Origin of the sequence: Streptomyces stoeckheimensis (assembly GCF_045822005.1) — a bacterium.
Taxonomy (GTDB): domain Bacteria; phylum Actinomycetota; class Actinomycetes; order Streptomycetales; family Streptomycetaceae; genus Streptomyces; species Streptomyces stoeckheimensis.
Genome location: NZ_CP169550.1, coordinates 2,755,164 through 2,767,505, shown reverse-complemented (window position 1 = coordinate 2,767,505; position 12,342 = coordinate 2,755,164). Strand labels below are relative to the sequence as shown.

The 12,342-nt window shown below is 70.8% G+C and carries 10 protein-coding genes and 5 tRNA genes; 10 read left to right on the top strand and 5 right to left on the bottom strand.

Annotated features, from left to right (window positions below):
- Window positions 1-4: 4 nt before the first annotated feature.
- From ACE1OC_RS12415 to ACE1OC_RS12400, 4 genes are all read right to left on the bottom strand, one after another.
- Entirely contained in the window at window positions 5-589 is a 585-nt protein-coding gene (locus tag ACE1OC_RS12415) for a GTP-binding protein (protein WP_243337754.1), read from the bottom strand.
- Window positions 570-962, bottom strand: coding sequence for a DUF742 domain-containing protein (locus tag ACE1OC_RS12410; protein ID WP_243337752.1), 393 nt, complete (start codon window positions 960-962; stop codon window positions 570-572). Before ACE1OC_RS12410 ends, ACE1OC_RS12415 begins: the two co-directional genes overlap by 20 nt.
- A gap of 151 nt (window positions 963-1,113) precedes the next feature.
- Window positions 1,114-1,527, bottom strand: coding sequence for a roadblock/LC7 domain-containing protein (locus tag ACE1OC_RS12405; RefSeq protein ID WP_008739864.1), 414 nt, complete (start codon window positions 1,525-1,527; stop codon window positions 1,114-1,116).
- Window positions 1,528-1,536: 9 nt separating this feature from the next.
- Window positions 1,537-5,304 carry a nitrate- and nitrite sensing domain-containing protein gene (locus tag ACE1OC_RS12400; protein WP_407837064.1) on the bottom strand — a complete coding sequence of 1,256 codons (3,768 nt, stop codon included), beginning with the start codon at window positions 5,302-5,304 and terminating at the stop codon, window positions 1,537-1,539.
- A gap of 602 nt (window positions 5,305-5,906) precedes the next feature.
- Here ACE1OC_RS12400 and ACE1OC_RS12395 point away from each other — a divergent pair.
- The 9 genes from ACE1OC_RS12395 (at window position 5,907) to ACE1OC_RS12355 (ending at window position 9,857) form a co-directional block, all read left to right on the top strand.
- On the top strand, window positions 5,907-6,089 hold the full coding sequence (locus tag ACE1OC_RS12395; RefSeq protein ID WP_250743937.1) for a hypothetical protein: 183 nt from the start codon (window positions 5,907-5,909) through the stop codon (window positions 6,087-6,089).
- 117 nt (window positions 6,090-6,206) lie between these two features.
- Window positions 6,207-6,995, top strand: a complete 789-nt coding sequence (locus ACE1OC_RS12390) for a fumarylacetoacetate hydrolase family protein (protein WP_407837063.1) — start codon at window positions 6,207-6,209, stop codon at window positions 6,993-6,995.
- Window positions 6,988-8,466, top strand: a complete 1,479-nt coding sequence (gltX, locus tag ACE1OC_RS12385; protein ID WP_407837062.1) for a glutamate--tRNA ligase — start codon at window positions 6,988-6,990, stop codon at window positions 8,464-8,466. The genes ACE1OC_RS12390 and gltX overlap by 8 nt, the downstream gene beginning before the upstream one ends.
- Before the next feature lie 80 nt (window positions 8,467-8,546).
- Window positions 8,547-9,275, top strand: a complete 729-nt coding sequence (locus ACE1OC_RS12380) for an HAD family hydrolase (RefSeq protein WP_407837061.1) — start codon at window positions 8,547-8,549, stop codon at window positions 9,273-9,275.
- Window positions 9,276-9,361: 86 nt separating this feature from the next.
- A tRNA-Gln gene (locus ACE1OC_RS12375) sits at window positions 9,362-9,433 on the top strand.
- Window positions 9,434-9,459: 26 nt separating this feature from the next.
- Window positions 9,460-9,532, top strand: a tRNA-Glu gene (locus tag ACE1OC_RS12370).
- Window positions 9,533-9,593: 61 nt separating this feature from the next.
- Window positions 9,594-9,666 (top strand) — tRNA-Glu (locus tag ACE1OC_RS12365).
- A 24-nt stretch (window positions 9,667-9,690) separates the two neighbouring features.
- A tRNA-Gln gene (locus ACE1OC_RS12360) sits at window positions 9,691-9,762 on the top strand.
- A 22-nt stretch (window positions 9,763-9,784) separates the two neighbouring features.
- Window positions 9,785-9,857, top strand: a tRNA-Glu gene (locus ACE1OC_RS12355).
- A 156-nt stretch (window positions 9,858-10,013) separates the two neighbouring features.
- Here ACE1OC_RS12355 and ndgR read toward each other — a convergent pair.
- Window positions 10,014-10,730: an IclR family transcriptional regulator NdgR gene (gene ndgR / locus ACE1OC_RS12350; RefSeq protein ID WP_112450208.1), complete on the bottom strand. Its 717-nt coding sequence runs from the start codon at window positions 10,728-10,730 to the stop codon at window positions 10,014-10,016.
- Window positions 10,731-10,914: 184 nt separating this feature from the next.
- Here ndgR and leuC point away from each other — a divergent pair, with 184 nt between their 5' ends.
- Window positions 10,915-12,339 (top strand): 3-isopropylmalate dehydratase large subunit, encoded by a 1,425-nt coding sequence (gene leuC, locus ACE1OC_RS12345; protein ID WP_407837060.1) that lies wholly within the window; start codon window positions 10,915-10,917, stop codon window positions 12,337-12,339.
- Window positions 12,340-12,342: the final 3 nt, after the last annotated feature.

Below are 12,342 nucleotides of genomic sequence, written 5' to 3'. Positions count from 1 at the left end.
AGTCTTACTTGAGCCGCGCCATGAGCGCGTGCTCGACGAGCGTGATGAGCGCGCTCTTGGCGTCCGCGCGGTGGCGGGCGTCGGTGGTGATGATGGGGGCGTCCGGGCCGATCTGCAGGGCTTCGCGGACTTCCTCCGGAGTGTACGGCTGGTGCCCCTCGAAGCCGTTGAGGGCCACGACGAACGGCAGGCCGCTGTTCTCGAAGTAGTCCACGGCCGGGAAGCAGTCGGCCAGGCGACGCGTGTCGACCAGGACGATCGCCCCGATGGCGCCGCGCACGAGGTCGTCCCACATGAACCAGAAGCGGTCCTGACCGGGGGTACCGAAGAGGTACAGGATCAGGTCCTGGTCCAGGGTGATGCGGCCGAAGTCCATGGCGACCGTGGTGGTCGTCTTGTCCCCGGTGTGGGTCAGGTCGTCGATGCCGGCGGAGGCGGACGTCATGACGGCCTCGGTGCGCAGCGGGTTGATCTCGGAGACGGCGCCCACGAACGTGGTCTTGCCCACGCCGAAGCCACCCGCCACCACGATCTTCGCGGAGGTGGTGGAGCGAGGAGCCGCTCCGCCGTTAGAGCTTGCGAAGTCCACTGAGAACCCTCTCGAGCAGCGTTACATCCGGCGTTCCGCCGGCCTCTCCATTGCCCGGCTGGTGGATGGCCACCATGCCGGCCTCCGCCAGGTCGGCGACGAGGATTCGTGCGACGCCGAGCGGCATGTTCAGCAGCGCGGAGACCTCCGCGACCGACTTGACCTCACGGCAGAGGGTGCAGATGCGCTGGTGCTCCGGGAGCAGCCCGGACAGGTGCATCGGATCGGCCGTGGTGCTGACCAGGGCCTCGATGGCGAGCTGGTAGCGCGGTCGGGTCCGGCCGCCGGTCATCGCGTACGGACGAACCAGCGGCTGGTCGCCTTCCGAGTACGAGTCTCCGTACTGATCGGAATAGGCGGGGGGCGGGGTCATTGATCCTCCGGGCTGGACAGCAATGGTCAGCGTGCCGTCTGACGGGGCGGCCGGTGGGGGGACGGTATGACGGCCTGGCGGTGGTACTGGGTTCCGGGGCGGTGGCCCCGGTCCCCCGGCCGGCAGTACCGTCCGGCCGGGAGAGCGGCAGTCAGATGAGCAGGCTTCCCTGCAGTTCCGCGCGCAGGTCCGGGGTGAGGACGCTGCCGGCGCGGTCCACGAGGAGGGCCATCTCGTAACCCACCAGGCCGATGTCGCACTCGGGGTGCGCCAGTACGGCCAGCGAGGATCCGTCGGAGACGGACATCAGGAAGAGGAACCCGCGGTCCATCTCCACCACCGTCTGGTTGACGGCGCCGCCCTCGAAGATGCGGGACGCGCCCGCGGTGAGGGAGGTCAGCCCGGAGGCCACCGCGGCGAGCTGGTCGGCCCGGTCGCGGGGGAAACCTTCGGACATCGCCAGAAGGAGGCCGTCGGCGGAGACCACCACGGTGTGGGACACCCCGGGGGTGTTGTCCACGAAGTTCGTGATCAACCAGTTCAGGTTTTGTGCCGCCTGGCTCATCGAACTCAACTATCGCTCCTGCTGGTAAGTGGGGTCGATGTGGTAATTGCCGGTGGCCGGGCCGGTGGTGCCGGCCTGCCGACCCTGCTGGATACCGCGTCGGAGGTTGGTGAGACGGCCGCGGACGTCGTCCGGGGATCGCGAGACCTGGGGGCCGGCCTGCGCTTCGGCCTGCTGCTGCGCGGTGCCGGCCACGAGGTTTGCCCGCGGGACCCGGCGGGGCAGACCCGACGTGGTGATGCCGCCGGCGGCGGGCTGGCGCACGCGCTCGGCCTGCCGCATCAGCTCGTCGTTCGGCGAGGAGCGCCAGCTCACGGTCGGCACGGCGCCGGTGGCCGTCTGCGCGGACTCGGCCGGAGCCTGCTCCTGGCCGCGCTGCGGCAGCTGGTGCTGCTGCGGGCGCTGCGGGGCGGCCGGAGCCGGAGCCGCCGGGGCGGACTGCTGCGCCTGCTGGGGCACCGCCGGTGCCTGCGCCGGGGGCTGGCCGGCTTCCTGGCGGAACCAGTTCGACTCCAGCGTGTCGAAGATCGGGCTGCGGGCCTCGCCGGTGCCCGGACCGGCCGGGGGCAGCGCCTCCGGACGGGACGCCTGCGGCAGCCGCGGAGCCTCCGCGCGCGGAGTCGGTACGGGGGCGTAGTTGCCCTGGGGCTGCGGAGCCTGGCCGGGCGGGACGTAGCCGCCGACACCGGGGCCGCCGGGCCGCTGGGCCTGGAAGTCCTGGCGGGCGAACTGCCCCGTGGAGGCCGGGTCGCCGAAGTCCTGGCGGGCGAACTGGCCGGTGGAGGCCGGGTCACCGTACTCGGGGCGGGCGAACTGGCCCGTGGTGCCGTTGTCGCGGCCGCCGGCCTGCGGGGCCGGGGCGTTGAAGTCGGGGCGGGGGAACTCGGACGTGGAACCGGGGCCCGACAGCTCGTCGTGGCCGCGCGGTACGTCGTGCCCGCGCTGGTCCGCGCCCCACGTGGTGGTCTGGGGTATCGCGGCGGGTCCGCCGCCCGTGCCCGGAAGCTCCGGACGGGGTGCGCCACCGCGCGGCGGAAGCTGCGGCCTGGGGCCGCGCGCGGCCGGGCCGCCGGCCTGCGGCTGACCCTGCTGCTGCGGGGCCGGCTGCTGGGGGGCCGGCTGCTGGGGCTGCGCCTGCTGGGGCTGCTGCGGGCGCTCGAAGCCGTTGCCCTGCGGGAAGCCGCCGGGACCGGACGCCGTGGGGGCGCCGACCGGACGGGCCTGCGGACCGCCGAACCCGCCCGGGCCGCCGGGACCCGAGACCGGGCCGCGGCCCGGCAGCGGAGCACCCGAACCGAAGGCGCTCTGCGTCTGGCCGCCGGGACCCTGCTGCTGCGGCCGTCCGCCCTGCGGGCCGGGGCCCTGGGGCTGGCCGGCGGGGCCACCGTCGCGGCCCGGCAGGGCCGCGCGCTGGTTGGCGGCGGAAACCTGGCCGCGCTGCGGGGCGGCGCCCACGGGGGGACGCGCGCCGGGAGCGGGGATCGAGCCCTGCGCCTGCGCGCCGGGACCGCCCTGACCGGGGGCGCCGGGAGAACCCTGACCGCCCTGACCGGGCATCGGAGCCGGCTTCTTGCCGCCCTGGGCGACGTCCACCGGGAGCATGACGAGGGCCGTCGTACCGCCCGAGTCGGAGGGGCGGAGCTGGATGCGGATGCCGTGTCGCAGGGACAGGCGGCCGACCACGAACAGACCCATGCGGCGGGAGACCGAGACGTCCACGGTGGGCGGCGAAGCGAGCCGCTCGTTGATCGCGGCGAGGTCCTCGGGGGAGAGGCCGATGCCGGTGTCGTGGATCTCGACGAGCACGCGGCCGTCGGGCAGCGCGTGACCGGTGACCTTGACCTTGGTCTGCGGGGAGGAGAACGAGGTGGCGTTCTCCAGCAGCTCGGCGAGCAGGTGCACGAGGTCGTTGACGACGCGGCCGGCCACGTCGGTGCCGGGCACCGACGAGAGTTCGATGCGCTCGTACTGCTCCACCTCGGACGCGGCGGCGCGGAGCACGTCGACGAGCGGGACGGGGCGGGTCCACCGGCGGCCCGGCTCCTCGCCCGCGAGGACGAGGAGGTTTTCGCCGTTACGGCGCATGCGGGTCGCGAGGTGGTCGAGCTTGAAGAGCGAGGACAGCTGGTCCGGGTCGGCCTCGCGCGACTCCAGCTCGGAGATGAGCGAGAGCTGGCGCTGGATGAGGCCCTGCGAACGGCGCGAGAGGTTGGTGAACATCGCGTTGACGTTGCCTCGCAGGAGGGCCTGCTCGGCGGCGAGGCGGACGGCCTCGCGGTGCACGTCGTCGAAGGCCGCGGCCACCTGGCCGATCTCGTCGCGGGTGTGCAGACCGACGGACTCCACCGTCGTGTCCACGTCCTGCGGGTCGGACTCCGACAGCTGCTTGACGAGCTCGGGCAGCCGGTCCTGGGCGACGCGGGTCGCGGTGTCCTGGAGGCGGCGCAGGGAGCGGATCATCGAGCGGGCCATGACGAAGGCGCCGACGAGGGAGACACCGAGGACGAGGAGGATCAGCGCACCGTTGATGAGGGCGTCGCGCTGCGACTCGTTCTTGAGCTCGCGGGCCTTCTGCTCCATGTCCTCGAGCAGGGTGAGCTCGATGACCTTCATGGCCTGGAGCTTGGTGTCGTCCGCGTCGTACCAGTCCATCCAGGACCGGTTCTTCTCCTTGGCGAACTGGTCCTTGTTGCCCAGGACGCGGCGGGCGTAGTGGTCGGCGGTGGCGATTTCCTGGTTGCCGTCGCCGAGCGCCGCGAGGAGCTCCTCGGGCTTGCCCTGGTAGACGAGCTCGAAGGTCTTGCGCGCCTGCTCCTCGCTGCTCTGGGCGGAGCGGGCGTAGAGGCGGTCGTTCTCGGTGAGGTTGCCGGCCAGGGCCGGGTCCGCGGGGAGCGCGGCCGCGATGATCGCGCGCTGGATCGAGGCGTACTCCTTGGCGGAGGAGAACGCGGCCAGCGCGCGGGTGCGCTTGATCATCTCGGGGTTCGAGGTGGCCTGGGCCATGTCCTGCGAGAGCGAGAGCAGCGAGACGACCAGCGCGTTGTACTCGGTGACGGTCTGCTGGGCACCGTTCTGGTACGCGTTCTTGCGGATCTCTTCGAGGTTGTTGAGCCCGTGTGCGATCTGCAGGATGTTGTTGCGGATCGACCGGAGCGTCTCGTCGTTGCCCTCCGCGACGTCGACCTTGTCGGTCGCGGCGGCGAAGGCGCGGACGGCGGAGTCGGTCGAGTCGCGGACGCCCTGGACGAGGGTGCTGGGCTTGCCCGACTTGTCGACGGACAGCGGACCGGCGGAGTTGTCGCGCTCGGCCTGGAGCATGGCGGCCAGGTTGGTGGCCTGACGCGTCATCGTCGTCAGCAGCTGCATGTGCTCCAGCTGCGCGATGTCGTTGAGCGAGTCGTTGATGCGGAAGCCACCGAGGGTGGTGGCGGCGACGACCGGCAGGGTCAGCAGCGACACCAGTCGCGTGCTGATGCGCCAGTTCTGCATGGCCAGACGGGAACCGGAGCCACGGGGGGCCTGGGGTATCGCGACGTCGCGGCTGCCCGACTCGTCGTCGGCCTTGGAGCCGCCCTTGGGCTTGGCGCGGCCCTTCGGCTTCACCGCGGCGGAGCCGTCGGGGCCCCCGCTCTCGACAGCCGGCCCGCGGTTCTGGGCGTGCTGGGGCGAGGAGCCACGGTCGGTCCCGCCGCGCGGGTCCTGCTCCGGCGCGGCGTCCCCACGGCCCTGACGGGCCTGGGGAGACCCCTTGTCATCCCTCTTGAATCGTCCCTGCACTAGCGTCGCAACCTCTGGACCAGGCGTCCCGCCGGGCGACCGGTGGGACGGTGTCGAGTCGTGGGGCAATGCGCCCCATGGTGGTCGTCGGTGACCGGCGCGTCTCCCTCTCCGTTGCCGCCGCGCTCGGCGCTGTGTCGCGCCACCTGCGCGCCGGCTGATTCCCGCGGCGGTCCCGCGAATTCCAGCACAGAGGCGGATCTCCAACAAGGTGCGAGTCCCCGCCTGGACAGTCGGTCACGTCGGGTGACGCATGCACTACCCGACGTGCGGGCCAATTCATATGGAATCGGACTTACGCCGCCCAAACCCCGCGCCTGGCAAGCTGTCCCAGTCGCGATGATCAGGAGCGGAATGGCGCATTCAGTGGCGCAATGTCCGCTTTGTGGGACGGAATCGACTGCCCGTTATGCCCGTAATGCCTGGTCACTGGTGAGCAAACTCACATAGCCGTGGCCATTACTTCCCGGTTCGGCGGGGGATTCAGATGTTTAGCCTTGAGCTTTACAGGCTTGCCGCGAGCGACAAGCGGCACTCCGAAGGCATCCCGGCGGCACCCGCCGCCACCATCCGACCTAGTGAGCCGAGGGCTTCGCACTCCGATGAAGACGACGATGATGTTCCGCAACATAGCCAACCCGCGCCGCACCACCCTCGCGCACCTCAAGGACGCCGAGGAGCTGCAGACCGCGCCGGTCCCGGAGCACACCGTCGAGCTGCCGGGCCAGACCGCGAACCCGCGCCGCACCGTCCTCATGGACGCACCGGTCGCCGCCGCCCAGTAAGAGGGGCCCGGCAACGGGAGTGTCCGGCGAAAGCCGCGCGAGGCGTCGGCCCCCACCGCGTTAGCCTGGAGTCCGCAGACTCCAGCCAGCGGAAATACAGAGGGGCAGACGCAACACGTGCGCATCGCCAGGTTCTCCATCGACGGCAATGTCGCGTTCGGCGCGGTCGAGGGCAGTACTGCCCTCGGCGCCGAAGGTGAGCTCGTCCTCGACATCATCAAGGGCATCCCGTTCGCGGACTTCGAGCTCTCGGGCACGAAGGTCCCGCTGAACAAGGTCCGGCTGCTGCCGCCCGTGCTCCCGAACAAGGTCGTGGCCATCGGCCGCAACTACGCGGAGCACGCGGCGGAGCTCGGCCATGAGGTCCCGGACGCCCCGATCACCTTCTTCAAGCCCTCCACCTCGGTGATCGGCTCGGGCGACCCGATCGCGTACCCGTCCTTCTCCCAGGACCTCCACCACGAGGCGGAGCTCGCCGTGGTCATCGGCCGCATGTGCCGCGAGGTCCCGCGCGAGCGCGTCAAGGACGTCATCCTCGGCTACACCTGCGCCAACGACGTCACCGCGCGCGACGTCCAGCAGCGTGAGAAGCAGTGGGCCCGCGCCAAGGGCTTCGACAGCTCCTGCCCCCTCGGCCCGTGGATCGAGACCGATCTGGACCCGAGCGACCTGACCATCCAGTGCACCGTCAACGGCGAACAGCGCCAGCTCGGCCGCACCAGCGAGATGGTCCGCTCCATCGAGGACCTCATCGTGCACATCACCGAGGCCATGACGCTGCTCCCGGGCGACGTCATCCTCACGGGGACCCCGGCCGGAGTCGGCCCCCTGAACGTCGGCGACGAGGTCGCCGTCACCATCGAAGGCATCGGCACTCTCACCAACAAGGTGATCAAGCGTGGCTAACGCGACCCCCCGCGTACGTTTCTGTCCGTCCCCGACCGGCAACCCCCACGTGGGTCTGGTCCGCACGGCCCTCTTCAACTGGGCGTTCGCCCGCCACCACGGCGGTACGTTCGTCTTCCGCATCGAGGACACCGACGCGGCCCGCGACTCCGAGGAGTCCTACGGCCAGCTGCTCGACTCGCTGCGCTGGCTCGGCTTCACCTGGGACGAGGGTCCCGAGGTCGGCGGCCCGCACGCCCCGTACCGCCAGTCCGAGCGCATGGACATCTACAAGGACGTCGCGCAGAAGCTCCAGGACGGCGGCTACGCCTACCACTGCTACTGCACCACCGAGGAGCTGGACGCCCGCCGCGACGCGGCCCGCGCGGCCGGCAAGCCCTCCGGCTACGACGGCACCTGCCGCGAGCTCTCGGACGAGCAGAAGGCCGCGTACGAGGCCGAGGGCCGCACTTCGATCGTCCGCTTCCGGATGCCCGACGAGCCGATCACCTTCACGGACCTGGTCCGCGGCGAGCTGACCTTCACGCCCGACAACGTGCCGGACTTCGGCATCGTCCGGGCCAACGGCGCCCCGCTCTACACGCTCGTCAACCCGGTCGACGACGCGCTGATGGAGATCACCCACGTCCTGCGCGGCGAGGACCTGCTGTCCTCCACCCCGCGCCAGATCGCGCTCTACGGGGCCCTGATCGAGCTCGGCATCGCCAAGGCGGTGCCGGCCTTCGGCCACCTGCCGTACGTGATGGGCGAGGGCAACAAGAAGCTCTCCAAGCGCGACCCCGAGGCCTCGCTCAACCTGTACCGCGAGCGCGGCTTCCTCCCCGAGGGCCTGCTGAACTACCTCTCGCTGCTCGGCTGGTCCTTCTCCAAGGACCAGGACATCTTCTCGATCGAGGAGATGGTGGAGAAGTTCGACATCCCGGACGTCAACGCCAACCCGGCGCGCTTCGACCTCAAGAAGGCCGAGTCGATCAACGCCGACCACATCCGGCTGCTCGACCCGAAGGTCTTCGCGGACCGCTGCGCCCCGTGGCTCCAGGCCCCGCACGCCAACTGGGCGCCCGAGGACTTCGACACCGCCGCCTGGGAGCGCATCGCGCCGTACGCCCAGACCCGGCTCACGGTCCTCTCGGACATCACGGCCAACGTCGACTTCCTGTTCCTGAAGGAGCCGGTCGAGGACCAGGCCTCGTGGGACAAGGCGATGAAGGGCGAGCCCGCGGCCCTGCTCACCACGGCCCGCGAGAACCTGGCCGCCGCCGACTGGTCGGACCCCGAGTCCCTCAAGCAGGCCGTCCTGACCGCCGGCGAGGCCCACGGCCTCAAGCTCGGCAAGGCCCAGGCCCCGGTCCGCGTGGCCGTCACCGGCCGCACGATCGGCCTCCCGCTCTTCGAGTCCCTCGAAATCCTGGGCAAGGACCGCTCCCTGTCCCGCATCGACGCGACCCTGGCGAAGCTGGGCGCCGCCTGAGAACCGTCCGTACGTCCCCCGGGGGCGGCAGCTCTGCAAAGGGCTGCCGCCCCCGGGGCGTTCCGCGTAGGGTCGGCCGTATGGCGATCCGTGCGGTGCTGTGGGACATCGACGACACCCTTTTCGACTACACCGGGGCCGACCGGGCCGGGCTCGCGGCGCACCTGGTCGCCGAGGGGCTCGCGGAGCGGTACGGGGCTCCGGCCGAGGCGCTCGCGCTGTGGCGGCGGATCACCGACCGGCACTGGGAGCGGTTCGCGGCAGGTGGGGGCACCTTCCAGGGGCAGCGCCGGGACCGGGTGCGGGAGTTCCTCGGGCGGCCCGCCATGACCGACGCACAGGCCGACGACTGGTTCGAGCGGTACGTGGAGCACTACAGGGCCGCCTGGGAGCTGTTCCCCGACGTGGTGCCCGTCCTGGACGTCCTGGCCGGCGACTACCGCCACGGGGTGCTCTCCAACTCCTCCGTGGCCAACCAGGACCCCAAGCTGCGCCACCTCGGCCTGCGCGACCGCTTCGAGGTCCTGGTGTGCGCCGTGGAGCTGGGCGTCAGCAAGCCCGAGGCCGGCGCCTTCCTCGCCGCGTGCGCCGAGATGGGGCTGGAGCCGGGGGAAGTGGTCTACGTCGGAGACCAGCCCGAGATCGACGCGCGGGGTGCCCGTGACGCCGGTCTGACGGCCGTGTGGCTCGACCGTGACGGATCGCGCGGCCCCGGACCGGAGGGCGTGCACCGGATCGCCGGACTCGACCGGCTCCCGCAGGTGCTGGCCGGGGATACCCGTTTTGGAGCACGGTCAGGCATCCGGTAATGTTCTTTCTGCGCCGCCCGAGCGGGCCGAAAGGCCGGGCCGGAGGCGCTAACCGAACGAAAGTCCCTCAGGGTCTTGAGTTTTGGTGGGCTATAGTGTAATTGGCAACACGAGGGTTTCTGGTTCCCTTATTCTAGGTTCGAGTCCTGGTAGCCCAGCGCAGTTCAGCAGTGACGCAGTGCTTGCCCCCGTTGTGTAGCGGCCTAGCACGCCGCCCTCTCAAGGCGGTAGCGCCGGTTCGAATCCGGTCGGGGGTACAGATCCTTCCCGCGAGATCTCCAGGGTCGCACCCGGATGTTTTGATGCAGGATCGCTAGGGCCCCCGTTGTGTAGCGGCCTAGCACGCCGCCCTCTCAAGGCGGTAGCGCCGGTTCGAATCCGGTCGGGGGTACGGTGTCTAGCTGGTCTAGACCTTTGGGCTATAGTGTAATTGGCAACACGAGAGTTTCTGGTTCTCTTATTCTAGGTTCGAGTCCTGGTAGCCCAGCGCAGTACCGCAGTAACAGCTAGCCCCCGTTGTGTAGCGGCCTAGCACGCCGCCCTCTCAAGGCGGTAGCGCCGGTTCGAATCCGGTCGGGGGTACGCACAGAAGAGGCCCTCCGCGTTCATCGCGGAGGGCCTCTTCGCTGTTTCCGGACTTGGTGGACGCCGGGCCGAGAAGTACGGGCCCGGCGGCGCGTGTGTGGACGTGTGCGGCGTCTCACGCGCCTCCGGGCCCGGAGGGACGGGGGTAAGGGATCAGCTGGAGCGGCGCAGGGCCTCGGTCAGTCGGGCGGCCGCGTCGATGACGGCCTGGGCGTGCATGCGCCCCGGGTGACGGGTCAGGCGCTCGATCGGCCCGGAGACCGATACGGAGGCCACCACGCGGTTCGAGGGGCCGCGCACCGGCGCCGAGACGGAGGCCACGCCGGGCTCCCGCTCGCCGATCGACTGCGCCCAGCCGCGACGCCGTACGCCCGAGAGCGCCGTCGCCGTGAAGCGCGCGCCCTGCAGGCCGCGGTGGAGCCGCTCGGGCTCCTCCCAGGCCATCAGGATCTGCGCGGCCGAGCCGGCCTTCATCGGGAGCGTGGAGCCCACCGGGACGGTGTCCCGCAGGCCCGACAGCCGCTCGGCGGCTGCCACGCAGATACGCATGTCGCCCTGACGCCGGTAGAGCTGCGCGCTCTCTCCCGTCACGTCCCGGAGGTGGGTGAGCACCGGTCCGGCCGTGGCCAGCAGGCGGTCCTCGCCGGCCGCGGCGGCGAGCTCCGCCAGCCGCGGTCCGAGGATGAACCGGCCCTGCATGTCCCTCGCCACCATCCGGTGGTGTTCCAGTGCCACGGCAAGGCGATGTGCCGTGGGTCGTGCGAGCCCTGTCGCCGCGACCAGCCCGGCGAGGGTGGCCGGACCGGACTCCAGTGCGCTCAATACCAGAGCTGCCTTGTCGAGAACGCCGACGCCGCTAGAGTTGTCCATGAAACGATATTCGCGTCTCACACTGTGAAACGCAAGTTCAATTTTTCCAAGAACCAGCGAGTCTGTATGTGCGGGTCCACGAACCACTGGGTCCGAGCCGTCGTCCGGGACGTGGGGTACGGGCGATCAGGCGCACAAGATCTCTATCAAGCGCCGGCACAACCGGCCGGCCGGAGGGAAAGCGATGGGTAGGACACTCGCGGAGAAGGTCTGGGACGACCATGTCGTCCGGCGCGCCGAAGGCGAGCCCGACCTCCTCTTCATCGATCTGCACCTGCTGCACGAGGTGACCAGCCCGCAGGCCTTCGAAGGGCTGCGCCAGGCCGGCCGCAAGGTCCGACGCCTCGACCTCACCATCGCGACCGAGGACCACAACACCCCCACCATCGACATCGACAAGCCGATCGCGGACCCGGTCTCCCGGGCCCAGCTGGAGACGCTGCGGGCGAACTGCGCCGAGTTCGGCGTGCGCCTGCACTCGCTGGGCGACGTCGAGCAGGGTGTCGTCCACGTCGTGGGACCGCAGCTGGGTCTGACCCAGCCGGGCACCACGGTGGTCTGTGGTGACTCGCACACCTCCACGCACGGCGCCTTCGGCGCGCTGGCGTTCGGCATCGGCACCAGCCAGGTCGAGCACGTGCTGGCGACCCAGACGCTGCCGCTGGCCCGCCCCAAGACGATGGCGATCACCGTCACCGGCGCGCTGGCCGAGGGCGTCACCGCCAAGGACCTGATCCTGGCGATCATCGCCAAGATCGGCACCGGCGGCGGCCAGGGCTACATCCTGGAGTACCGCGGCGAGGCCGTCGAGCAGCTGTCGATGGAAGCCCGCATGACCATCTGCAACATGTCGATCGAGGCCGGCGCCCGCGCGGGCATGATCGCCCCCGACCAGACCACCTTCGACTACCTCGAGGGCCGCGACCACGCCCCTGCGGGCGAGGACTGGGACGCGGCGGTCGCGTACTGGAAGACCCTGCGCACCGACGACGACGCCGTCTTCGACGCCGAGGTGGTCATCGACGGCACCACGCTGTCGCCGTTCGTCACCTGGGGCACCAACCCCGGCCAGGGCGCGCCCCTGTCGGCGAACGTCCCCGACCCGGCTTCGTACGAGGACGCTTCGGAGCGCAACGCCGCCGAAAAGGCCCTGGAGTACATGGGGTTGACCGCCGGACAGCCGCTGCGCGACATCAAGGTCGACACCGTCTTCGTAGGTTCCTGCACCAACGGCCGCATCGAGGACCTGCGCGCCGTCGCCGGGATCATCGAGGGCCGCAAAGTCGCCGAAGGCGTACGGATGCTGGTCGTCCCGGGCTCGGTCCGCGTCGCCCTGCAGGCCGTGTCGGAGGGCCTGGACAAGGTCTTCAAGGAGGCCGGCGCCGAATGGCGGCACGCGGGCTGCTCGATGTGTCTGGGCATGAACCCCGACCAACTGGCGCCCGGTGAGCGCTCCGCGTCCACCTCCAACCGCAACTTCGAGGGCCGGCAGGGCAAGGGCGGGCGCACCCACCTGGTCTCCCCGCAGGTGGCTGCCGCCACCGCCGTGCTGGGCCACCTGGCCTCGCCCGCCGACCTGTCCGACGCCAACGCGACCGCCGGAGTCTGAGAA

What these genes read in the sequence shown, in the direction of transcription:
- ACE1OC_RS12410 (WP_243337752.1), bottom strand. Translation starts at nt 962, where the DNA reads ATGACCCCGCCCCCCGCCTATTCCGATCAGTACGGAGACTCGTACTCG.
- ACE1OC_RS12405 (WP_008739864.1), bottom strand. Translation starts at nt 1,527, where the DNA reads ATGAGCCAGGCGGCACAAAACCTGAACTGGTTGATCACGAACTTCGTG.
- ACE1OC_RS12395 (WP_250743937.1), top strand. Translation starts at nt 5,907, where the DNA reads ATGAAGACGACGATGATGTTCCGCAACATAGCCAACCCGCGCCGCACC.
- ACE1OC_RS12380 (WP_407837061.1), top strand. Translation starts at nt 8,547, where the DNA reads ATGGCGATCCGTGCGGTGCTGTGGGACATCGACGACACCCTTTTCGAC.
- ndgR (WP_112450208.1), bottom strand. Translation starts at nt 10,730, where the DNA reads ATGGACAACTCTAGCGGCGTCGGCGTTCTCGACAAGGCAGCTCTGGTA.
- leuC (WP_407837060.1), top strand. Translation starts at nt 10,915, where the DNA reads ATGGGTAGGACACTCGCGGAGAAGGTCTGGGACGACCATGTCGTCCGG.